We start from the raw sequence: 23,280 nt of genomic DNA, 5'->3' as shown, positions 1-23,280 counted from the left end.
GGAACGTATCAGCCCGCGCCCGGGGCGTCGATGACAGCCATGGTGATGCGCGAAATGCAGCACAGTTTGCCATCACCATCGGTGATGCGGATTTCCCAGACCTGGCTGGTGCGGCCCCGGTGGACCGGCGTGGCGCGCCCCGTCACATGGCCGCCGCGCACGCCGCGCACGTGGTTGGCATTGATTTCCTGGCCCACGCTCACCTGCCGGCTGGAATCGAGGCAGGCATTCGCGGCCATGCTGCCCAGGGTTTCGGCCAGCAGCACGGAAGCGCCGCCATGCAGCAGCTTGAATGGCTGCATGGTGCGGTGGTCGACGGGCATGGTCGCTTCGATCCAGTCGGGGCCGAAGGCCGTGAATGCGATGCCCAGGTGGCGCATGGCCGTGCCCTCGCTGGCGGCGTTGAGGGCGGCCAGGTCGAGCGGTGCGTGCCAGATTTCCATTGTTACCTCGTATCAGTGTGGAGAACAGCCATTGTAGGACAGAGCTCTCCCGTGCGCCGCTTCATCTTTCCTTCACCGTGGCCCGGGGTGGCGATGGCATTAACTGGTTATAATTGCCCCATTCTTAAAAAACGAGGTTGTGTATGAAGTGGGCCTTGCTGGGCATTTTTGTGTTTTCCGTTTTACATATTCATTTTCGTGGCAAGGTGCGCCTGCCGTTTCGCCGCCAGATCTTCGATCATTCCTCGTTCATGGCGCCGCTGAACCTGTTCATGCACACCTTTTCCAAGGTGCCGGCCACGCCATACCTTTCCGTCGATCAATTCCCGGAACTGGCGCCGCTGCAGCAGAACTGGCAAATCATCCGCGATGAAGCGCTGCGCATGCAGGAAATGAAAAAGATCAAGGCTGCGGAAAAGAACAATGACGTGGGTTTCAATTCCTTCTTCAAGTATGGCTGGAAGCGTTTCTACCTGAAATGGTATGACGCGAACCACCCGTCGGCACAGCAGATGTGCCCGCAAACCTATGCGCTGCTGCAATCGATTCCCTCGATCAAGGCGGCCATGTTCGCGGAACTGCCGCAAGGCGGCAAGCTCAACCCGCACCGCGACCCGTTCGCCGGCTCCCTGCGCTACCACCTGGGCTTGCAGACGCCAAACGACGACCGCTGCTTCATCGACGTCGATGGCGAACGCCACAGCTGGCGCGACGGCCAGGCCGTGATGTTCGATGAAACGTATATCCACTGGGCCCGCAACGACGCCGACAGCGACCGTATCATCCTGTTCTGCGACATCGAGCGTCCGATGCGCTACCGCTGGGCGCAAGGCTTGAACCGCTGGCTGGGCCGCACCCTGATGACGGCCGCCGCCTCGCCGAACGAACTGGGCGACCAGGTAGGCGGCGTGAGCAAGCTGTTCCAGATTTCCTGGACCATGGGCCAGTACCGCCGCCGCTTCAAGGCGTGGAACAAGACGGCCTACCAGGTCACCCGCGTGGCGCTGGTGGTCGGCATCATCGCGCTGATCTATTTCATTTAAGCACTGGCTTCACCCAAAAAAACCGCCTTCGGGCGGTTTTTGCGTTTCTGAACGCCTGCATAAATACATAGCCTGCTATGTTCATCGAAATTATGATAGCATGCTATATTCTTTTCACCGGGGATGTTCGTGATCGACTTCCAGAAAGAGCAGTCCGCAGGCCACATGACGAGCCGGGCTGCACGCCTGTTTGCCAGGGTCATCGAGCGCAAGCTCAAGCTGATCGGCATGGCGCCGGGCCAGTTGCCCGTATTTTACGAACTGGCAAATGGCGCGCAGCTGACGCAGAAAGCGCTGACCGTGGCCGCTGCCGTCGAGCAGCCGACCATGGCGGCCACGCTGGCGCGCATGGAACGTGACGGCCTGGTCAGCCGCCAACCCGATCCCAGCGATGGACGCAGCAGCCTGTTCGGCCTTACCCCGGCCGCATTACAGCAGTCGCCCCTGATCAAGGAAGCGATTCATGTCAGCAACCGCGAAGCCCTCGCCGGTTTCAGCGCCGAGGAAGAACACGCCTTGCTGGACATGCTCAGCCGCATCATCGCCAATCTCGACAGCAAATCCACCACGCCAAACCCGGTCTGAGCATCCCGCCAGCGGGCGGAAGCTCACCCCTCGCCCAACGGGGGAACCGAGTCTTGGTTATTCAGCATCACCTGGCGGCGCCTGGCCGCCCGGTCAACAATAAAAGGAATCATCGTGAACCCTTCCAGTTCATCCACACCCGCAACGCGGGGTCAAGCAGCGTCGCCGCTGCGCTACCTGCCAGCCGTGCTGCTCATCTTGTCCGGCCTCTTCCTCGCTATCGGCGGAGCCTACCTCGCGTACCTGGGCGGCAGCTGGTTTTACCTGCCGATGGGCATTGCCACGTTCGCCTCTGGCATACTCGTCTGGCGGAGCAAGCCGGCCGGCGCCCTGCTGTTCGGTGCCGCCTTTATCGTTGCCCTGATCTGGGCCCCCATCGACGCGGGCTGGAACTTCTGGCCCCTGGTGTCGCGCCTGTTCGTCTTCGGCGTGCTGGCATGCCTGGTAGCCCTCGCCTATCCCGGCTTGCGCCGCGCCACCGGCGTGCCGGCTGGCAAAGGCGCCTTCGCGCTGGCCGGCCTGATCGCCGTCTGCCTGGCCATCACGGGCGTCAATTTCTTCCTGCCCAAGTCCGTCATCGAAGCCGATGTCGTGGCGGGCGTGACGCCGGTCGCTCCCGGCGCGCAGCAGAAAAACTGGCTGCACTGGGGTAACACCACGGCCGGCAACCGCTTCGCCGCGCTGGACCAGATCAACAAGGGCAACGTCGGCCAGCTGAAACTGGCCTGGACGGCGCACACGGGCGACATCCCGCAAAGCAATGGTTCCGGAGCGGAAGACCAGAACACGCCGCTGCAAGTGGGCGATACCCTGTACGTCTGCACGGCCTACGGCAAGGTCGTGGCGCTGGACGCCGATACGGGCGCCGAGCGCTGGAAATACGACCCGCAAGGTTCCGCGCCAAACTGGCAGCGCTGCCGCGGCCTGGGCTACCATGAAGCGCCCGCCGCGCAGCCGCTGCCGGCCAGCGCCTCCAGCGACGCCGCCCCGGCCGCCTGCCGCAAGCGCATCTTGCTGCCGACCATCGATGCGCGCCTGATCGCGCTCGACGCGGCCACGGGTGAGCCTTGCGCCGATTTTGGCGAGCACGGCATCGTCGACTTGAAGGTGGGCATGGGCGAAGTCAAGCCCGGCTACTACCAGCAAACATCGACGCCGCTGATCGCGGGCGACCTGGTCGTCGTCGGCGGCCGCGTGGCCGACAATTTCTCCACCGGCGAGCCGCCCGGCGTGGTGCGCGCGTTTGACGTGCGCAGCGGCGAACTGGTGTGGGCCTGGGATCCGGGCAACCCTGCCATCACGACATTGCCGCCGGAAGGCCAGACCTATACGCGCGGCACGCCGAACGTCTGGTCGGCCATGTCGTACGACGCCCAGCTGGACACCATCTACCTGCCTACCGGCAATGCCACCCCCGACTTCTTCGGCGGCACGCGCACGGCGCTGGACGACAAGTACAGCTCGTCCATCGTTGCCGTCAACGCGAAAACGGGCAAGGTGCGCTGGACCTTCCAGACCACCCACCACGACCTGTGGGACTTCGACTTGCCGGCCCAGCCGCTGCTGTACGACATTCCTGACGGCAAAGGCGGCACCCTGCCCGCGCTGGCGCAAGTGACGAAACAAGGCGAAATCTTCCTTCTCAACCGCGTGACGGGCGAGCCCATCGCGGCCGTGGAAGAGCGTCCCGTACCGCAAGGCAAGGTGCCTGGCGAGCGCTATTCGCCCACGCAGCCGTTTTCCGTCGGCATGCCGTCGATCGGCAACGCCACCTTGCACGAGTCCGACATGTGGGGCGGCACCGTGTTTGACCAGTTGCTGTGCCGTATCGAATTCAAGGGCATGCGCCACGAAGGCGTCTACACGCCGCCAGGCCTCGACCGTTCGCTGCAGTTCCCAGGCTCGCTGGGCGGCATGAACTGGGGCAGCGTCTCCGTCGACCCGACCACCAACTACATGTTTGTCAACGACATGCGTTTGGGTCTGGCCAACTACATGATCCCGCGCGCCGCCATTCCGAAGGGCGCCAGCGGCATCGAGATGGGCGTCGTGCCGCAGGAAGGCACGCCGTTCGGCGCCATGCGCGAACGTTTCCTGTCGAAAGCGGGCATTCCCTGCCAGAAGCCGCCGTTCGGCACCATGTCGGCCATCGACCTGAAAACCCGCAAGCTCGTGTGGCAGGTACCGGTCGGCACGGTGCAGGATACGGGTCCGATGGGCATCCGCATGAAAATGCCGATTCCGATCGGCATGCCGACCCTGGGCGCGTCGATGTCGACGCAGTCCGGCTTGCTGTTCTTTGCCGGCACGCAGGATTTCTACCTGCGCGCCTTTGACAGCGCCACCGGCAAGGAAATCTGGAAACAGCGCCTGCCCGTGGGCAGCCAGTCCGGCCCGATGACGTATGTCTCGCCGAAAACGGGCAAGCAATACATCGTCGTCAGCGCCGGCGGCGCGCGCCAGTCGCCGGACCGTGGCGACTACGTGCTGGCATACGCCTTGCCTGACAAGAAGTAAGCGGCAATACAGTGCACACACAAAACCGCCTTCGGGCGGTTTTTTCATGTCTTGCTGCATGGTGTGCCAACTGCCGTCGCGCTTGCGGTACGATGGCGCCTCTATCAGACAGTCACCGCGCATGCGGGAAAGCAAACATGACGCAACGCGACCATCAATACGATATCCAGATTGCCGAAGACGCATGGATCGAGCACATCGACCTCGGCGAGCGCTATGCGCAAGCCGTCGGCATCGACGAGCACCTTGAGGGGCTGTGGCCGCTGATCTGCCGCCTGGAAACCCATTGCGTCGCCGGCTGTTGCGGCATCGATGCCTTCGACTTCACGCGTGCAGGCGTCGCCGCGGCGCTGCTTGAGCTTGACCCCACGCAACTGCATGCCGCCTGCGCACAAGCCCGCGGTGCCGTGGCAGCGGCCGCCAGCGACGTCTTCATGAGCAACACGATGAATCACATTGCCGATAAACGCGTGTTCCTGCAATTGATCGAGCATCTCGATCGCTGCATTACAGGGCCTCAAACCGGCCAGCCGGCAAGCCAGCCGCGCTGACATCGGCGATAATACGGGCTCACACCACTCTCTTCTTTTATTTATGCGCGACATCATTGCCGGATTTCTACGTTTCCAGAAGGAAGTCTTTCCTGAACGCCGAGAGTTGTTCAAGACACTGGCCACGGGACAGACGCCCAAGGCCCTGTTCATTTCCTGTTCCGACAGCCGCATGGTGCCGGAACTGGTGACGCAGCGCGAACCTGGCGAACTGTTCGTGATTCGCAACGCGGGCAACATCGTGCCCTCGTTTGGCCCGGAACCGGGCGGCGTGAGCGCGTCCGTCGAATTTGCCGTTGCGGCCCTGAATGTGACGGACATCGTCATTTGCGGCCATTCCGATTGCGGCGCGATGAAGGCCATCGCCACCTGCACCTGTCTCGATCACATGCCGGCGGTCAAGAACTGGCTGCGGCACGCGGATGCGGCGCGCATGATCAATGAATCGATCGAGCATGCCACGGAACAGGACCGCATCGACGGCATGGTACGCGCCAATGTCGTGGCGCAACTCAACAACATCCGCACGCACCCCTCGGTAGCGCTGGGCATCACGCAAAAGCGCCTGACCCTGCATGGCTGGGTGTATGACATCGAAAATGGCTCACTGGACGCGCTCGACGAGGCTACCGGCCAGTTTGTCCCGCTGGCGGAACATCCGGCATCGAAGATGTAAGCGCGGAAAGCCCCCGTTCAGGCGCAACATTGCGCTTGACCTTATCAAGGCGGGAAGGTTCAAGGTAGCGGTATTCAAGCGACATCAAGGAGAATCCCGCATGCCAAAAATTACCGTCCTGCCCCATCCCGAGCTGGCCCCCGACGGCGCCGTGTTTGACGCGCCGCAGAACATGAGCATTTGCGACGCATTGCTGCTCAACAAGATCGACATGGAACACGCGTGCGGCCAGGTGGGCGCCTGTTCCACCTGCCACGTGGTCGTGGTACAGGGTTTCGATACGCTCAACGAACTGGGCGACAATGAGGAAGATATGCTCGACCAGGCCTGGGGTTTGCAGCCCCATTCGCGCCTGTCCTGCCAGGCTCGCCTCGCCCAGGAAGACCTGACGGTGGAGCTGCCCAGGTACACGCTCAACCACGCCAAGGAATAGTCCGCGGCGCGGTTGCCCAACTGCCCTACCTGCTTACCACATGATCACGCGCTGCTCCGGCGGCAGATACATCGGGTCGCCTGGCTTGATGCCGAACGCTTCATAGAAACCGGGCTGGTTCTTGACCGTGCCCTTGGCTCGGAATTCGCCCGGCGAATGGGGGTCGCTCTTGATCTGCGCGATGGCCGCTTCGGGACGCAATTTCGCGCGCCATTTCTGCGCAAAGCCGATGTACAGGCGCTGCTCGCCCGTCAAGCCATCGATGACTGGCGAAGGCTTGCCGTTCAAGGAACGCTGGTACGCCTTGTAGGTGATCGACAGGCCGGAATTGTCGCCGATGTTTTCGCCCAGGGTCAGTTCGCCATTGATATGGTAGCCCGGCACGGGACTGTAGGCGCCATATTGCTTGACGAGGCCGGCGGCCAGGGCCTTGAACGCCGTGCGGTCCTCTGCCGTCCACCAGTTGCGCAGACGGCCCTTGGCGTCGTACTGGCTGCCGGAATCGTCGAAGGCATGGCTGATTTCATGGCCGAAGGTGATGCCCAGCAAGCCGTAGTTGACGGCATCTTCCGCTTTCACGTTGAAGAATGGCGGCTGCAAAATGGCGGCCGGAATCGTGATGGCGTTGAGCGAAGGGCTGTAGCTGGCGTTCACGGTTTGCGGCGTCATCGACCATTCGTCGCGGTCCACCGGCTTGCCCAGCTTGGCCAGGTTTTGCTGGCGGCTCCAGGCGCGCGCGGCGCGCACGTTGGCGATCAGGTCGTTTGGCTGCGTCTGCATGCTGCTGTAGTCGCGCCAGGTATCGGGATACGCGATCTTCGGCTTCAAGGCTGCCAGCTTGAGCTGGGCTTCCTTCTTGGTTTCCGGGCCCATCCAGTCGAGCTGCTCGATGCCATCCTTGAACGAGGCGACGAAATTGTCGAACATGGCCATCACGCGGGGCCGGGTTTCCGGCGGCAGATACATTTCCACGTAACGCTTGCCGACGGCGTCGCTGATGGCGCCATCCGTGAAGCGCAGCGCCAGTTGCCACTGCGGTTCGCTTTGCGGCACGCCGCGCAGCACCGTGCCGTCGAAGGCGAAACGCTCCTTGACTGTGGCGCTGTCCAGGAAGGAGGCATAGCTTTCGATGATGCGCCAGTTCAGATAGCTCTTCCAGGATTCCAGCGGCACGGCGGCCACGGTCTCGGAAAAGCCGGTCATGAAGCTGGGCTGGCGCACCACGGCCGAGGAGGCCTTCGGCGCCAGGCCGGCGGCCGTAAAGTAGGCGTTCCAGTCGAAGGCCGGCGCCAGTGCCGCGAATTTGTCGAAATCGACGCGGTTGTACGATTTGACGGGATCGCGCATCTGCACGCGCGTCCACTGCACCGCCGCCAGGCGCGTTTCGAGGTCGAGGATTTGCGCCGCGTGTGCGGCAGCGGCCTTGTCGCCGCTCATGGCCAGCATGGTTTCGATATGCTTGAGGTATTTGGCGCGCACGGCTTGCAGCTTGGCGTCGTCCTCCTTCAGGTAGTAATCGCGGTCAGGCAAGCCAAGGCCGGACTGGCTGATGTTGACCGTGTAGCGCTCGGGGTCTTGCGCATCGGGTGCCACATAGGCGGAAAACGGCGTGGCAACGCCATTGCCTTGCAGGTAGGCCAGCAGCGCCGGCAAGTCTTTCTTGTCCTTGACGGCGGCGACGCGGGCCAGTTCGGCGCGCAGGGGCTTGAAGCCGGCCGCATTGCGCGCCTTGTCGTTCATGAAGCTCGTGTACAGGTCGGCGATCTTGTGCGCTTCGCTGCCGGGCTTGCCAGGGTTCTTGACGGTGGCATCGATCAGGCCGCGCAACTGGCCCTGGGCAATTTCGCGCAATTCGATATACGTGCCCCAGACGGATTTGTCGGCCGGGATTTCCGTAGTGCGCGTCCAGACGCCGTTGACGTAGCCGTAGAAATCATCCCTGGGGCTGACCGCAGGGTCCAGGGTTTTCAGGTCGATGCCGGAGACGGGCGCGGCGGCGGTAGTGCCTTGCTGGGCGTACAGCGCGGGCGAGGAGAAGGCGAACAAGGCGCAGCAGGCGGCGCTGATGAGTGAGCGTTTCACGAAGATTCCTTTAATTGTTTTAACTTCATGTTGGGGAACATGCTGTGTCCAGGCATGAGAGGCAGGATTATAGTCGGCCTGCTTGCGGGGCAACAATGGCGGTTGAACAACTCCTGTGATCCGATGTTCGCTGAAGCACGCCTCAAGCCCGCGCCGATGATCAGCAAATGTTACCATCTAGCAATAGCCATACCTGTCGCTCGCCACATCTTTTTGCCTGGCTCTTTCACTGGAGACGTTTGATGCAGGAATTCAGATTCAATATTTTCGGCACGCTGATTGGCGTCCGGGAGAGTCAGGGCGCCTGGCGCGCCTTCTATCTCGGTGCGGAAGGCAAGCGCAGGCCCGCCGATTTCATTATTCCGGACGATATTCAAGCCGATGCGCTGTGCGAGTACCTGGCTGACCTGTTTCACGAAGAGGCGACGCCGCGCAATAACACGGCCACGCAAATCGGCACGCCCGCGTTCGAGGCCTAGCCTACTTCACCGGCTCGAAAGTCACGGTCAACCCATTGCCCGTGGTCCTGATCTGCGTGGGCACGAATTGCACGCCCGCATAGCGCAATTCGTCGGGTTTGAACGTATAGATCGGCGTTTCGTGCATGAGCTGGTCGGCCACCAGGCTGGCCACCTTGGCGAACTGGCGCTGCTGCGACTCGTCCATGCCATCGATGGCGACCTTGTCCACGCTCGCTTCGCTCAGGTAGACGGCGTTGCGCTGGGCGTCGAGCACGAGGCGGCCCGACATGGCCAGGCTGCCGCGCCAGCTCTGGCGGATAAAGGGCGGCAAGACGCTGGCGTCCACGCTCAGGGCAACCCGTTCGCGCTCGGGCTGCAGCGACAGTTGCGGGTGGGTCAGTTTGACATCCAGCACGGACAGCACGCGCTTGTCGATGGGAAAGCGGCGCTCCAGGCCTTGCTGCATCTTGCTCAGCGACACATTCACGTCGCGCGGGCCGATCAGGGTGGAACACGAGGCCAGCACGCTGCAGGCAAAGGCAGCGATGGCGGCGGTTTTCAGCAAGGGACGCAGGGCGGTCAAGGTCATGGATAGTCTCGGTGGAAAGATCGCGCCATCTTACACATGGACCCGCTTCAACACAAACGGCGCCCGGCTTGCGGCGGGCGCCGTTTTTTTTACGTCAACGTCTTATTAATGCACGAACAGGGCGATCAGTATGACGATGGGCAATGGAATGCCCAGCAGCAGCAAGAGGATGGAACGCATGGCAGTCTCCTAGATTAGATCGGTGAATTAAATGGTCACATGGCGCAGCACGCGCTCATGGTCGCGCTGGCGGCCGCCGAACGTTGCCGCCAGGCTGGCCACGAAAGCGCCCAGCAACAAGGAGACGAACATCCACAGCGCCGTGTGGGCACCGGCCTTGCGGGCCGTTTCAGCCGCTTGCTGGGCGGCAGCCTTGGCATCGGCGGCAGCCTTGGCGGCGCGGGCGTAGACGGCGTCGACGCGCGCTTCCGCTTCCGCCTGCGTCAAGCCCGTGCGGCTGGCCACGACCTGGCCCAGGTAGGCGCGGTCATCTGCGGCCAGGCTGCCCGTGGACAGGCCGGTGGCGAAGATCTTGCCGATTTCGACGCGCTGCTCGGCGGTGCTGGCATTGGCCGCAGGCGCCGCCAGGGTGCCGGTGGCAGTGGTAGCCGGTGCGGCAGGCGCGGCGCGCAGCAGCATGTCCGAGAAATAGTCGAGCGGATTGGCGCCGCTGCCCTCGCCTTGCTTGGCGCTTGCAGCGCCAGCAGCACCTGCGCCCGCTGCCGCTGCGGGGGCTATGGCAGCGGCTACGCCGCTGCCCGCGTCGATGGCGCCGCTCAGTATGGCACGCGTGCCGCCGGCCAGCACGGCCACTGTGATCAGGGTGGCCACGGCCCAGACCAGCAAGCCGTGCGCCGTATCGCGGAAATGCACCTCATCCGTGTGGATGGAACTCCATTTCACGCGCAGCCGGCCCGCCAGGTAGCCGCCGATGCCGGACGCGGCCAGTTGCATGAAGGCCAGCCAGGCGATGGTCGACACGCCGATGGCCGTAGCGTTGAACGACCACGGCGACACGGACGACAGGCCCAGGCCCACGCCGAGGATCAGCAAAATGAAGGACAAGGCGGCCGCGGCGGCTGCACCCGCCAGCACGGCACCCCAGGATACGCCCGGATTGTTCAGGTCCGACACGGACAATTGTGTAGCTTGCATGGAATACTCCCTTGGTTGTTGATTTTTTTAAGCCGCTCAGGCGGCGACGCCCGTCAGCTGTTCCTTGCGCGCGGCCATTTCCTTGCCCAGCGCGTCGAGGTCGACGGCCGTATGGCGCACTTTGGGAAACATGTCGCCCTCTTCTTCCTTGACGTGGTGCTCGATCTGCTCCGACAGCACCTTGACCTTGGCGTCGTACAGGTCATCGGCGGGGTCCATCGCGGTAATCTGCGCGATGAGCTCCTTGGCGCTCGCATGCTCGACGACGGCTTCATCCATCAGGTCGCCGTCATGGATCGGGCGGCGCACGGCCGGGTAGAAGATTTCTTCTTCCAGCTGCGTGTGCACGGTCAATTCCTGGCAGATCTGGTCGGCCAGTTTTTTCTTGGTGGCAAAGGAGCGGTCGCTCAGGTTCTCATACTGCGCAAACAGGGCCTTGACGGCCTTGTGGTCCTTCATCAATAAATTGATCGCGTTCATAACCCCTCCTTGTTGTTGATGAGGCTAGGATGCGCCGTGACGGCGCCAGCGTATGTGCGACGCCATACACAATCTTGATATTTAATCCATATCAGTAAGAAGGCTTACTTGATGCCGTGGTGCCCCATCAAGTCATACAGGGTGGGCCGGCTCACGCCCAGCAGTTCGGCCGCCTTGGCGATATTGCCGTCGGCGCGGGCCAGCGCGCGCACCATGACCTTGTACTCGGCCGCTTCGCGGGCCTGACGCAGATTGATGGATTCATCGGCGGGGAGGGCCTGGGCGCTGGCGGGCAAGCCCAGGTCATCGGCCGCGATCTGCGGCCCGTCGCTCATGATGACGGCCCGCTTGATGCAGTTTTCCACTTCGCGCACATTGCCGGGCCAGCCATAGCTTTCGATCAGCTGCAGCGCGCCGGCGCTGAAATGCAGGTTGCTGCGGCCTTCGCTGGCGCAGAACTTGTGCTTGAAATGCTGCGCCAGCAAGGTGCAATCGCCGGCCCGCTCGCGCAGCGGCGGGATGCGCAAGACAATTTCGCTGAGCCGGTAAAACAGGTCTTCGCGGAAACGCCCCTGTTCCGCCAGCACTTTCAGATCCTGGTGCGTGGCACAGACGATGCGCACGTCGATGGCGATCTCGGCACGGCCGCCCACCCTTTCGATGACTCTTTCCTGCAGGAAGCGCAGCAATTTCGCCTGCAGCGCCATCGGCATGTCGCCGATTTCGTCGAGAAAGAAGGTGCCGCCATGGGCCAGTTCGATCTTGCCCAGGGTTTGCCGGGCCGCGCCCGTAAACGCCCCCCGCTCATAACCGAACAGCTCGCTTTCGAGCAAGTTCTCCGGGATGGCCGCGCAATTGATGGCCACGAAACGTTGCGCATGGCGGCTCGACAGCGCATGCAAGCCCCGCGCAACCAGTTCCTTGCCGCTGCCCGAGTCGCCCAGCAGCATCACGCTGGCCGACGAGGGCGCCACTTTTTCCACGCTGCGGCACAGTTTCAGCATGCCCGGGTCGCGGCTGACGATGCCGGCCAGCGGAGAATCCGCCTGCGTCTGCAGCATGCGGCGGTTTTCCTGCTGCATCGCGTGCAGATAAAACGCGCGGGCAATGACCAGGCCCAGCATGTCGGCCTCGAACGGTTTCTGGTGGAAATCGTAGGCTCCCAGCGCGATGGCTTTCAAGGCATGCGCGCGCTCCTGGTTGCCCGACAGGATGATGACTTTCGTGTCCGGCGCCAGCGCAAGGATTTGCCGCAAGGTGGCGAGGCCTTCCGTGGCACCGTCCGGATCGGGCGGCAAGCCCAGGTCCATCGTCACCACGGCCGGCTGGTGGCGCCGCACCAGCGCCAGCGCCGCCTCGCGCTCGCCCGCCAGCAAGACTTCGTAGCCGTCAAAGCTCCAGTGCAACTGCTTTTGCAGGCCGGGATCGTCTTCGATGACCAGCAGTTTTTGCTTGCCCATGGCACCCCACTCCTTTGCTATGCCGCATGCAGCGGCAGGATCACGCGAAACGTCGTGCCCACCTGCGGCTCGCTGCGCACTTCCAGGCTGCCGCCCACTTCGCGCAGGTATTCGCGGCTTTCGAACACGCCGATGCCCATGCCTGCCGTCTTGGTCGTGTCGAACGGTTTGAACAGGCGCTCGCGGATGAATTGCTCGCTCATGCCCTGCCCCGTATCGTCGAGCTCGACAACGGCCGTGTGCTGTACGCGCCGCAGCCGCACGGCCACCTTGCCATCGCTGGCCGTCGCCTCGATGGCGTTCTGGATCAAATGGCCCAGCACGCGTTCCAGCCGCGCGCGGTTGGCCAGGACCGTCAGCTCGCCATCGACGATTTCCAGCCGGGGCGCCGGCGCCAGGCTGGCCTTGGCCGCCACGGCCTGGCGCAGCAAGCCGTCGAGCTGCAGCGGCGCCGGTGCTTCCGGCGCCTCGCCGCGCGCCAGTTTTTGCAGCAAGGTCTTCATTTTCTGCACGGAATGGTCGAGGGTGCCCAGCATGTCTTCCTGGAAGGCGGGATTGGCGCGGTGCTTTTCCGCATTGCTCAGTAGCAGCGACAACTGGAACACCAAATTCTTGAGATCGTGCACGATGAAAGTGGACATGCGGTTGAACGAGTCGAACTGGCGCGCCACCGTCAGGGTATCGAGCGATTCGCGGTGCGCCAGGTAGCTGGCGGCCTGGCTGCCGGCAATTTTCAGCACGTCGCGGATTTCCCAGTTCAAGCCGATGCGCGTGCGGGGGCGCGCCAGCGCGACAAAGGCGAACAGCTGGCCATGCAGCATCAAGGGCACCAGCAGCCACACGTCGGGCAGCGCCAGCAGCGCGGGCGGCAAGCGCAAGCCGCCGTACTGGCGCGGATTTTGCTGGCAATCGTGCACGTCGATCACCCAGAGTCTTGCCTCCAGAAACTGGCACAGGGGACCGGACGCCGGCTCGCTCCACGTGCCCGGCGGCCAGTTCCAGCTGGCCGCCGGGGCAAATTGCCCTTGCTCGCGCAAGATCCACAGCGCGCCGGCGCGGCTTTCCACCAGCTGCGCCATGGCCTGTATCGTGCGTTCGCCCAGCGCCGGGCCATCCTCGGACAGCGCGCGCGTAAATCGCAGCCATTCCTCACGGTAATCGAAGATGGCATTGTAAAAATGTTTATTGATCGTCACCTTGAGCTTGGCGCGCAGGCTGCCTGAAAACAATACGCCCGCCAGCAGCAGGGCCGCGCCGCCCAGGTAAGCCATCTGCATCAGGGAACCCCAGGTGCCGCCGAAATAGCGCAAGTAATAGGCGCTGGCCGCCATGGCCAGCAGGTAGATGGCCGAGCCCAGCAATGCAGCCGAGCGGTACAGCATCTGGCGCGAGACGGACAGGCCCAGTGCCCAGCCCGGATTGCGCGCGGCAGAGACGGCCAGCAGCGGCGCGCACAGGGCGTCGACGATGCCGCGCGCCGCCCAGATGTCATCGTTGACCGTGCGAAACAGCAAGGCGTCGCTGTACAGATAGAAATCGTAGGCGAACAGCCCGCCCACGCCCAGGCAGGCAAACTTGATGCCCCAGCGTTTCAACGGTGGCGTGTTGCGGTACCACTGTTCCACCAGCAACATGCCCAGCACGGCCAGCAGCAAACGGCAGACACTGGCAATGATGCGAGCAGGCAATGGCAATGCCAGCCAGGATGAAGCCAGGGAGAACAGCCAGGGCGCCAGCGCCGTGAGGGCGATGCCGGCCAGCACGAGGCGCAGGCGGGGCCGCGACGGTTCGGTCAGCAGCAGCAAAAACACCAGCCAGGCCAGGGTGCGCAGCAGTTCCAGCGCGTCGCCGGCCAAGGCAGTGCGCTGTCCCAGCAGCACCAGCACCACCGCGCCCGTCGCCCAGCCGCCCGTCGCCAGGCAAGCGACCAGCAAGGCGCGCACATTCTGCCGCGCGCGCCAGTTGCTGATGAGCAGCAGCGCCAGCACGAAGAAAGCCAGCGACGCCAGGCCATGGCTGAGGGCCGCCGCGTCGGCCGCTGCCAGCCAGTCCGACTGCGCCCGTATCATCGGCTGCCTTTGCCAAACAGCACTACCTGCACCGTGTCGAGCAGGATCAGCAAGTCGAGGAACAGGCTATTATTCTTCACATAATACAAATCGTATTGCAGTTTGTTCACCGCATCGTCGACGGAAGCGCCATATTGATAGCGCACCTGCGCCAGGCCCGTGATGCCCGGCTTGATGCTGTGACGGATGTTGTAGTACGGCACCTGCTCCTTCAGTTGCTCGACAAAATAGGCGCGCTCTGGGCGCGGTCCCACGAAACTCATCTCGCCGCGAAACACATTGAGCATTTGCGGCAGCTCGTCGATCCGCAGCTTGCGGATCAGCTTGCCCACGCGCGTGATGCGCGCATCGTTGTCCAGCGCCCAGATGGGCTTGCCATCGCGCTCCGCGTCGCAGCGCATGCTGCGAAATTTCAGCACATTGAAGGGCAAACCGTCGCGCCCTACCCGCTCTTGCTGGTAAAACACGGGGCCGCCATCTTCCAGGCGGATGCACAGGGCCGTCGCCAGCATCACGGGCAGCGCCGTCAGGCAGATAACCCCGCTGGCAGCCAGGTCGAACAACCGCTTCGAGGCGGCGCGGAAGAAGCTCTGGTCGAAGCCGCCGCCATAGATCAGATAGCTCGGTTGCAAGGAATCGATGCGGATCTGGCACGCTTCGCGCTCGAAGAACGTGGCCGCGTCGATCACCTTGACGCCGCCCAGCGCGCATTCCAGCAGTTGCTTGGCAGGAAACGCGCCATTGCGCCGGTCGCTGACGGACACGACGATCTCATGCGCGGCATGGCGCTGGGCCATGGCCAGCAGCGACGGTTCGGCCGGCAGCAAGGCCGAGGCCGGCACGCAGCAGCGCTCGCCCGCCACATCGATGCAGCCGACCACCGTAAACTGGTGGAAACCGATCTTGCTCGCCGCCAGCTCCATGCATTCGCGCGCCAGCGCCCCGCCGCCCACCAGGATCAGCCGGCCTTCCATCAGCGCCGATTGCGAGGATTTGAACACCACCAGGCGCGCCAGCAGCACGCCGATGGCGCCCAGGCCGAAGATCAGCACGCTACCGCGTCCGAAATGCAAGGAAGGAATAAAACGGATCAGCACGCTCAGCACGGCAAAACCCAAGGCGAACGACGGCAGGATGCGCAATAAGGTGTTGCGGATATCTTCGCGCGAGCGGTGCTGGTACATGCCCAGCGCGCTCATGCTGAAAACGATGACCAGAGCAAAGATAGAGGAAGACAGGTAAACCTCGCTCACCCGCAGCACGCGGCTGCCATCCGCCAGCCACAGCAGCGACGTCAGGGTGGCCGACAGCAGCAGGATCATGATTTCCAGCAACAGCAAGATAAACGCTGTTTTCGAGACGTAATGGCTGAAGATGCGGATCATGGGGCCTCCTGCGGCAAAGGCGGCACGCCGCGCACAGGGCGGCTTGCCACCGGTCTTGCCATCATGGCGAACTGTTCCACGAAGACATTGATACGCCACAAGCTACGGCCCCAGCTATCTTTCACTGGCAGAATTTATCTCAACACATTACCGATTGATGTGAAATGGACTATAGTATGCTTCCCCTGAAAAAAGATAAATGTCATGAAATTTGATGTAGCGATTGTCGGCAGTGGCCTGGCGGGTTTATCGGTTGCACTGCATTTAGCTGAGACGCGCACCGTCGCGATCATTTCCAAACGCGCGCTGCTCGATGGCGCCAGCAACTGGGCGCAAGGCGGGATCGCGGCCGTGCTGGACTCGGGCGACAGCCACCAGCAGCACATCGAAGACACCCTGATCGCCGGCGGCGGCCTGTGCGACGAGAGCGCCACGCGCTACATCGTCGAGCACGGCCGTGAAGCCATCGAATGGCTGATCGAGCAAGGCGTGCCGTTTACGCGCGACGCCACGGCCGAGCTGGGTTTCCACCTGACCCGCGAAGGCGGACACAGCCAGCGCCGCATCATCCACGCGGCCGACGCTACCGGGCATGCCGTGCAAGTAACGCTGGAAGAAAAGGTGCGCGCCCACCCGAACATTACGCTGTTCGAACACCATTGCGCGATCGACCTGATCACCTCCGACAAGCTGGGCATGAAGCCCACGCAGCGCAATGCCCAACCCCATTGCCACGGCCTGTACGTGCAGGATGAGCAAACGGGTAAAGTGCTGACGTTTGCCGCCGAGCACACCGTGCTGGCCACGGGCGGCGCCGGCAAGGTGTATTTATATACAACGAATCCCGACACGGCCAGCGGCGACGGCATCGCCATGGCCTGGCGCGCCGGCTGCCGCGTGTCGAACATGGAATTCATCCAGTTCCACCCCACGTGCTTGTACCACCCGTATGCGAAATCGTTCCTGATCACCGAAGCCATCCGTGGTGAAGGCGGCTTGCTGAAACTGCCGCCCGAAGCGGGTGCTGCGGCCGGCCAGCGCTTCATGCTGGCCCACGACGAACGGGCCGAACTGGCGCCGCGCGACGTGGTGGCGCGCGCCATCGACTTCGAGATCAAGAAACGGGGCCTCGATTACGTACACCTAGACATCAGCCACAAACCGGCCGAATTCCTCATCGAACACTTCCCGACCATCTACGCGCGCTGCCTGGAACTGGGCATCGACATCACCAAGCAGCCTATCCCCATCGTGCCCGCCGCCCACTATACGTGCGGCGGCGTCGTGACGGATCTGGCGGGCCGGGCCGACTTGCCGGGCCTGTATGCGGTCGGCGAGACAGCCTGCACGGGCCTGCATGGGGCGAACCGCCTGGCGTCGAATTCCTTGCTGGAATGCATCGTCATCGGCCGCGCCTGCGCGCAGGATATCGAAAGCAAGGAAAAGCTGGGCACGCCATACCTGCCCGACTGGGATGAAAGCCGGGTCACGGATGCGGATGAGGAAGTGGTGATTTCCCACAACTGGGACGAGCTGCGCCGCTTCATGTGGAATTACGTGGGCATCGTACGCACGACCAAGCGCCTGGAACGGGCCCAGCACCGCATCGCGCTCTTGAAGGAAGAGATCGACGAGTACTACCGCAACTTCCGCATCACGCACGACTTACTGGAACTGCGCAACCTCGTCGACGTGGCCTCGATGATCGTCAACAGCGCCCTGTCCCGCCGCGAAAGCCGCGGCCTGCACTTCAGCCGCGATTATCCGGAAACGTTGCCGAAGGCGATAGCCAGCGTGCTGACGCCGCCGCATAGGTAGACTGTTCGTGATCGGGGAGATGCCTCACCGGCATACTCCCTTGCGGCTCATCAGACCGCCCTTCTCTTTTATTTTTGCGTTCCCCACACAGACGGCTGTGGCAGTGGCTGCGTTGGTTGTAACGACGGTAGAGGTTGCAGTGCTTGAATCTCCTGGCGTGGCGCTGGCTTTGCCTGAGGCTGATATCCGTAAGGGCTATCTGCTTGATTTGGAACAGTTCCAGCCTTCCCCGTGTAGGGATTGACATTGCCCTGTGTGCTGTAATTATTCGAAATGGTGCTGTCAGGTGCGGTTCTTTGATGCGGTGCCACGTAAGTTCCATCTTTTTTCGTGTACCCATTTACATGCACTTGGGCATTGGCAATGCTGGTGAACAACACCATTGATATCGCTAAGTATTTGATCATTTACTTCTTTCAGGTTCCGGCATAGTGGCGTGTCGTTGCGCCCGCAAAAAAGATTGCCGTTTCCTTGAGGCTATATTTTTTGGTATGGTGACTATAGGCCAATTCTCATAGGTAAAAAATAAAGTATTTCTTTCCAATACAAATAGAGGAAATTGACTGATTTTCTGTAGTAAATATGCAATCATCTAGATAAATGCGGTATGTATCAAACTGCCGCAGCACCGTTGGAATACAGGTCAAGTATCAAGCCTCCGGCATCTCAAACTCGATCCCATCCTCCGTGTACGACATCTTGGCCGACTCGCCCGTGCATTCGCCCTGCGGTTCGTCCGCCACATAGCGGCACTCGCTTTCCACACTGCCATCTTCCCGCCAGTGCCGCGTCCAGCCCTGGCGTTCGCCATCCACGTACTCGATAAGCTGCCTCGGCTTGCCATTCGCATACCAGGAACGCAGCGCGCCCTCCTCGCGGCCGCCCTCGTTCCACAGCTTGTGCACGATCAATACGCCCGTCCGGCTGAAACGCTGTGTGCTGCGCAAGACAAAGTGGCCGCTGTGCGTGCGCTTGATGGCGACTTTACCGTCCGGATAGTATTCGACGCTCTCGCCGACTGGCTTGCCGTCAACGTAGTTGGTGGTGCGCTGCACCTTGCCATCCGGGAAATAGCGGATGCTCGGTCCCGTCATGATGCCGTTGTCATGCCGGCTGCGGCTTTCCACGGTGCCATCCGGATAGAACAGCAGCAGCTCGCCATCCGTCCGGCCCTTGACCTGGGTCGTGCGCGTGCGCAGCTTGCCTTCCTTGTTGAACGTTTCCACCACACCATCGGCGCGGGCGCCGTTGCGGTAGGTGCGTGACTCGATCAGCTTGCCATTCTGGTGGTAAGTCTGCTCCTCCCCCTCCTGCACGCCATTGCGCCAGGTAGTCCGCATGGACAGCTGACCGTCCGGATAATAGCGGACCTGCACGCCCTCCTGCACGCCGCGCCCATCCTGCTCCACCTGCATTTCCAGCTGGCCATGCGGGTAATACATGCTGTAGTTGCCCACCAGCTTGCCGCGCAGATAATCGGGATCGTTGACCTGGCCAATCAGTCGCTTCGGTTCCCCTTCGCGCACATGATAGATCTTGACTTGCCAGGTGCCGGGTGTCTTGCCGGGCGGCAGCGGCAGCACGAGTGCATAGCGCGCCTCTTCCATCACCTCGCCGCGCGACAGGTTGTGGTTCAAATATAAACGGGTCTTGCCATCGGCACAGTGCGCATCGCAGCCGCGCAGCATGTGGATGACGGGAATGGCCTTGGCCTCGGCCCCAGTCCGGCCGGGCGCCGGGCAGGCGCGCAGGCGCACGAGCAAGGGGTTCTTGTCGCGTATCATGTTGGCCAGCTCGGCCTTCATGACGCCATACTGCTCCTCGTTCAGTCCGACTGACGCCGCATCCATGCGCAGCTGCCGTCCGCCGCAGCCCGTGTCCTCGTCCACGGTCAGGATATCGCCGCTGCCAGGCGCGGCCGTGATCGCCGTGATCACCTGGCGCTGCACGATCTCGGCGTGGGCCAGCGCCGGCAACAGCAGCATGGCGCCAAACAGATGTTTCAAAGTGCGCGCCATGCCTGCTCCTTGCGCTGCAATTCCGGCGCTGGTGGCGCCTCACCACATGCGCCCTGGGCCTTGCCGGCCACATACCGGCATTCGCTCTTCAAGCTGCCATCCTCGTGCCAACTGCGGCTCCAACCGTCGCGACGGTCGTTCACGTACTCGATGGCTTGCTCGGGCTTGCCGTTCTCGTACCACGAGCGCGACGTGCCTTGCTCGCGCAACTTTGCATCCCAACGTCTTTCCAGTACCAGCACGCCTTGAGGGCTGTAGCGCTGGATGCTCAGCAATCCACCGTCATCGCCATACTGCTGGCGGGTTTGCACCTTGCCATCCGGATAAAACTCCAGCGCTTCCCCGACCGGTAGATCGTTGCGCTGCGTCATGCTGCTGTGTATGCTGCCATCGGGATAGTAATCCGTGGTGCTGCCATTGAACTTGCCCTTGCTCACTTGCGTGCGGTTCGACACTTTTCCATCCGGGAAATACGCGATCAATTCGCCTTCCATGCGGCCATCGCGCAGCACATAACTGGTGCTCAGCTTGCCATTTTCGTCAAACGTCTGCACGGGGCCGTCAACGCGTTTGCCCTCGCGGTACACGCTGGCCTCGCGCAGCTGGCCCGTGGCGTGATATTGCTGGTGCGTGCCTTCCGGCAAGCCATGACGCCAGCTGCCACGCGATTCCAGGCTGCCATCCGCACGATACAGGCTGGTAACGCCATCCTGCCGGCCCTGCCCATCCTGCGCCACCTGTTTCTCGATCTTGCCGTCGGGGTAATACGAAACATAGCCGCCCACCAGCTCGCCCTGCGCATAGTCGGCGCGGTTGACCTGGCCCGACAGGTGCAGCTTGTGCCCCGCCACGCTATAAATCTCCACCTTCCACGTGCCCGGCAGTTTGCCTTTCGGCAAGGGCAACAGCAGCACGTTGGGCGCGTTTTCCTGCTCGATGGGGTAGAAACGTTGGTGTAGGTACAGCCGCGCCCGGCCATCGGCACAGGCGGCTGGCGTGCAGGCGGCGATCTGGCGCACGATGGGCACGCTCGCGTCCTCCGGGCATTTTTTCAGGGTGACGAGCATGGGCGTCCTGGCGCGCATGCGTTCAGCAAGCTGGACTTTCAGCGCCTCGTACGGCGCCTCGTCCAGGTTCACCGAGCGGGCATCCATGCGTATCTGCTTGCCGCCGCAGGCCGTGTTGGCCGCAATCGTGAACACATCGCCGCCTTCGCTGTCCTGCTCGGCGGCGATGGCTGTCAGCACCTGGCGCTGCACGATTTCCGCCTGCGACAGCGCGGGCCACAGCAAGGAAGCGCCAAACAGCGCGCAGAGGGTCTTGATTTTCATGTCATTCCTTTAATCGTCCGGCGAGACACGCGGCTCGGCCGGCACAAAGCTGACCCGGCCATTGCGGTAGCGCACCAGCACCTCCGCCTTGGCATCCCTCAACTGGCCATGCTTGACGGCCGGCAAATAGGTCCAGCGCTTCACGCTGTCCTGCATGACCTTGTTCAACTGGGGTTCCATCGGCATTTCCGCCACCGCATGCGTCAGGCTGCCGTCGGCGGCAATCGACAGGGTCAAGCGGTTTTCGCCCGTCGCATTCTGCTTGTCGAGCACGCCGTAATCAACCGTCGTCATCGTCTCGCGCAGCACGCCCGCAGGCTGGTCCGGCAAGGGCGGCAAGGCCTTGAGTTTTGCCGCCAGCAGCGCGCCATCGGCCAGCGCCTTGTCCCAGCGCTTCTGGTAGGTGCCTCCCTGAGCCAGGCGCAGCACCTTGGCGGCCCGGTCCATGCGTTTTTCCGTGGCGGCGACACCATTGTCGGACGGTTCGCCCGGTTCCGTCGGCATGGCGTTTTCTACCGCGTAACGGTAAGACGTCAGCTGCGCCAGCGCCACCAGGTTGACGGCATCCTGCTCATCGCCGCCACGCAGCAGGGCCGTGGCCGCGATGCCGAGCCAGGCCACGCCATCGGTGGGACGGCCCCACACGGCTTGTTCGAAGTACTGGCGCGCCGCTTGCGGTTCGTTCAGGCTCAGGTGCATGCGGCCCATGGCCGCCGCTGCCAGGTGGTCGCGCGGGTCGGCTTGCAACTGGTCAAGATAGGTCTTCGCCAATTCGGGGGCGTAGCCAGGCATCGCGCCCAAGCCTTCCATCAAGGTGGTACGCAGGCGCGCGCGCACCTTGTCGCCCTCGTAGCGCGACGACTTGTCCTCGCCGGCCCGGTACAGCAGCTGCAAGCCGCGCGTGACGGCGTCATCGTCGCCCTTGGTCATCGCTTGCGACAGGCTGTACACGGCCTTGCGCGCATCGGACTGCTGGAAGCCGGCCGCCTTGCGCTGGCGCCAGCTGAATACTTCCAGGCCCGCCGCCTGGTCCGCTTGCGCCTGCAGGCTGGCCTTGTCCTTGACTTCGTCCGGCGACGAGGTCCAGGCCGTAAAGCCGATCAGGAACAACACGATCAGCAGCACCACCACAGCCCAGCCCTTGCCGGAAATGCCGCCCGCATTGGCCTGCGCCGCGCCAGCAGGCAGCCGCACGGGCGCCTGCCCCGGCGCCGTGCGGCGCGTGCTGCGCTGCTGTGGCGGCTGTTGCACCTGCATCTGCTGTGCCTGCACCGAAGCTTGCGCGGCCGCAGCGATGACCTTGTCGCGCGCGCAGGCAGCGCAACCCTGGCCCGCAAAATGCTGGTGTTCGAGATTCGCCGTACATACGACGAGTTTACCGCCGCTGCGCTGCGCATAGCCGCGCAGCAGCTGCGCCCAATCGGCCGCCGATGGCCGCTGCGGTTTGGGGGATGGGGAAAACGCGCGGTCGAACATGGCGCGCAATTCGGGCGGCATCAGCGCGTGGCCGCTGGTGGCGTTCGGCGCCAGTTGCTTGTGGCGTTTTATGCCGTACGCGTAGCAGCCGTCGCGGATGCGCCCGGGAATGTCGGTCGCCACTTGCGCATTGCCGGGCCGTCCGCTGTACGGGTGAATGCCAAAGTTGAGCAACTGGAAGATGACGACGGCCAGCGCGAAACGGTCTTGCGCCATTTCCGTTCCCGCCGGCATGCCCTTGCGCTGGAATTCCGGCGCCAGGTAGTCGGCCGTGAATTGCTCGGCAGGAAAACGCTCCGCATGGCCCTGGATACTGAAGCCGTCGCAGTCGAGCATGGCGATGTACAGCGAGTCGCGGTAAAAACGCAGGTTCACGGGTTTCAGATCGACCACGTAATGCTGCTGCTGGTGCAGCGCATCGATGACGGCGGCCAGGTTGGCGGCCAGGGTCAGCTTGGGACCGAGTCCCGTGGGCAGTCCTGCCGCACGCGCTTGGCGCTCCTGCATGATCTGTTCCAGCTCGGCCGTCTGCGCCATGTCCAACAAGGGCATGACGAAACCGGCGAAGCCGCCCTGGCCGTCGAACACGGCCGCCTGCGGCCAGGCGATCTGGACGTAGCGTTTGCCGTTTTCCAGTTGATCGGGCAGCTCGGGCGACAGTTCCAGCATCGCTTCGAGCTTGCGCCGGTTGGCGGCGCGGTCCAGGTG

20 protein-coding genes are annotated in these 23,280 nt (G+C 63.0%); 8 read left to right on the top strand and 12 right to left on the bottom strand.

The genetic code is table 11. The features are described from left to right. Positions 1-8: 8 nt before the first annotated feature. Positions 9-443 (bottom strand): hotdog fold thioesterase, encoded by a 435-nt coding sequence (locus JAB1_RS08970; RefSeq protein ID WP_070279530.1) that lies wholly within the window; start codon positions 441-443, stop codon positions 9-11. 143 nt (positions 444-586) lie between these two features. On the opposite strand from JAB1_RS08970, the gene lpxO reads away from it, so the two are divergent. The 6 genes from lpxO to fdx all read left to right on the top strand — a co-directional run bounded on the left by lpxO (position 587) and on the right by fdx (position 6,248). Further along, entirely contained in the window at positions 587-1,486 is a 900-nt protein-coding gene (gene lpxO, locus JAB1_RS08965; protein WP_034787360.1) for a lipid A hydroxylase LpxO, read from the top strand. A gap of 129 nt (positions 1,487-1,615) precedes the next feature. Then, the gene (locus JAB1_RS08960; RefSeq protein ID WP_217494273.1) at positions 1,616-2,071 is read left to right on the top strand and encodes a MarR family transcriptional regulator; all 456 of its coding nucleotides are present in this window, start codon (positions 1,616-1,618) and stop codon (positions 2,069-2,071) included. Between the two features lie 186 nt (positions 2,072-2,257). Then, positions 2,258-4,588: a glucose/quinate/shikimate family membrane-bound PQQ-dependent dehydrogenase gene (locus JAB1_RS08955; RefSeq protein ID WP_254672042.1), complete on the top strand. Its 2,331-nt coding sequence runs from the start codon at positions 2,258-2,260 to the stop codon at positions 4,586-4,588. A 137-nt stretch (positions 4,589-4,725) separates the two neighbouring features. After that, entirely contained in the window at positions 4,726-5,139 is a 414-nt protein-coding gene (locus JAB1_RS08950) for a DUF6331 family protein (RefSeq protein ID WP_070279528.1), read from the top strand. Positions 5,140-5,182: 43 nt separating this feature from the next. Further along, entirely contained in the window at positions 5,183-5,815 is a 633-nt protein-coding gene (locus tag JAB1_RS08945) for a carbonic anhydrase (RefSeq protein ID WP_034787358.1), read from the top strand. Positions 5,816-5,915: 100 nt separating this feature from the next. Continuing rightward, entirely contained in the window at positions 5,916-6,248 is a 333-nt protein-coding gene (fdx, locus tag JAB1_RS08940; RefSeq protein WP_034787357.1) for an ISC system 2Fe-2S type ferredoxin, read from the top strand. A gap of 33 nt (positions 6,249-6,281) precedes the next feature. Here fdx and JAB1_RS08935 read toward each other — a convergent pair whose 3' ends face one another. After that, positions 6,282-8,330: a M13 family metallopeptidase gene (locus JAB1_RS08935; RefSeq protein ID WP_070279527.1), complete on the bottom strand. Its 2,049-nt coding sequence runs from the start codon at positions 8,328-8,330 to the stop codon at positions 6,282-6,284. Between the two features lie 242 nt (positions 8,331-8,572). On the opposite strand from JAB1_RS08935, the gene JAB1_RS08930 reads away from it, so the two are divergent. Continuing rightward, on the top strand, positions 8,573-8,809 hold the full coding sequence (locus tag JAB1_RS08930; protein WP_070279526.1) for a hypothetical protein: 237 nt from the start codon (positions 8,573-8,575) through the stop codon (positions 8,807-8,809). A 1-nt stretch (position 8,810) separates the two neighbouring features. Here the strand turns inward: JAB1_RS08930 and JAB1_RS08925 are convergent, their stop codons facing one another. The 6 genes from JAB1_RS08925 to JAB1_RS08900 all read right to left on the bottom strand — a co-directional run bounded on the left by JAB1_RS08925 (position 8,811) and on the right by JAB1_RS08900 (position 15,929). Continuing rightward, on the bottom strand, positions 8,811-9,380 hold the full coding sequence (locus tag JAB1_RS08925) for a DUF1439 domain-containing protein (protein WP_034787354.1): 570 nt from the start codon (positions 9,378-9,380) through the stop codon (positions 8,811-8,813). 207 nt (positions 9,381-9,587) lie between these two features. After that, positions 9,588-10,535 carry a hypothetical protein gene (locus tag JAB1_RS08920; RefSeq protein WP_070279525.1) on the bottom strand — a complete coding sequence of 316 codons (948 nt, stop codon included), beginning with the start codon at positions 10,533-10,535 and terminating at the stop codon, positions 9,588-9,590. A 36-nt stretch (positions 10,536-10,571) separates the two neighbouring features. After that, positions 10,572-11,015, bottom strand: coding sequence for a hemerythrin domain-containing protein (locus tag JAB1_RS08915; RefSeq protein WP_034787351.1), 444 nt, complete (start codon positions 11,013-11,015; stop codon positions 10,572-10,574). Positions 11,016-11,119: 104 nt separating this feature from the next. After that, the gene (gene prsR / locus JAB1_RS08910; RefSeq protein ID WP_070279524.1) at positions 11,120-12,475 is read right to left on the bottom strand and encodes a PEP-CTERM-box response regulator transcription factor; all 1,356 of its coding nucleotides are present in this window, start codon (positions 12,473-12,475) and stop codon (positions 11,120-11,122) included. A 17-nt stretch (positions 12,476-12,492) separates the two neighbouring features. Continuing rightward, the gene (gene prsK / locus JAB1_RS08905) at positions 12,493-14,544 is read right to left on the bottom strand and encodes an XrtA/PEP-CTERM system histidine kinase PrsK (protein ID WP_070279523.1); all 2,052 of its coding nucleotides are present in this window, start codon (positions 14,542-14,544) and stop codon (positions 12,493-12,495) included. Beyond that, entirely contained in the window at positions 14,541-15,929 is a 1,389-nt protein-coding gene (locus tag JAB1_RS08900; RefSeq protein ID WP_070279522.1) for a TIGR03013 family XrtA/PEP-CTERM system glycosyltransferase, read from the bottom strand. The genes prsK and JAB1_RS08900 overlap by 4 nt, the downstream gene beginning before the upstream one ends. A gap of 204 nt (positions 15,930-16,133) precedes the next feature. On the opposite strand from JAB1_RS08900, the gene nadB reads away from it, so the two are divergent. Then, positions 16,134-17,747: an L-aspartate oxidase gene (nadB, locus tag JAB1_RS08895; RefSeq protein WP_070279521.1), complete on the top strand. Its 1,614-nt coding sequence runs from the start codon at positions 16,134-16,136 to the stop codon at positions 17,745-17,747. A 68-nt stretch (positions 17,748-17,815) separates the two neighbouring features. Here the strand turns inward: nadB and JAB1_RS29510 are convergent, their stop codons facing one another. From JAB1_RS29510 to JAB1_RS08880, 4 genes are all read right to left on the bottom strand, one after another. Further along, entirely contained in the window at positions 17,816-18,154 is a 339-nt protein-coding gene (locus JAB1_RS29510; RefSeq protein WP_139144491.1) for a hypothetical protein, read from the bottom strand. Positions 18,155-18,397: 243 nt separating this feature from the next. Continuing rightward, complete coding sequence (locus JAB1_RS08890; protein ID WP_070279520.1) at positions 18,398-19,765, bottom strand: toxin-antitoxin system YwqK family antitoxin; 1,368 nt, start codon at positions 19,763-19,765, stop codon at positions 18,398-18,400. After that, positions 19,750-21,096: a toxin-antitoxin system YwqK family antitoxin gene (locus tag JAB1_RS08885; protein WP_070279519.1), complete on the bottom strand. Its 1,347-nt coding sequence runs from the start codon at positions 21,094-21,096 to the stop codon at positions 19,750-19,752. The genes JAB1_RS08890 and JAB1_RS08885 overlap by 16 nt, the downstream gene beginning before the upstream one ends. A 9-nt stretch (positions 21,097-21,105) precedes the next feature. Further along, the gene (locus tag JAB1_RS08880) at positions 21,106-23,241 is read right to left on the bottom strand and encodes a hypothetical protein (protein ID WP_070279518.1); all 2,136 of its coding nucleotides are present in this window, start codon (positions 23,239-23,241) and stop codon (positions 21,106-21,108) included. Between the last annotated feature and the right edge of the window lie 39 nt (positions 23,242-23,280).

The organism is Janthinobacterium sp. MP5059B (assembly GCF_001758645.1).
Taxonomy (GTDB): Bacteria; Pseudomonadota; Gammaproteobacteria; order Burkholderiales; family Burkholderiaceae_D; genus Janthinobacterium; species Janthinobacterium lividum.
This window is presented reverse-complemented; position numbering and strand designations above follow the sequence as displayed.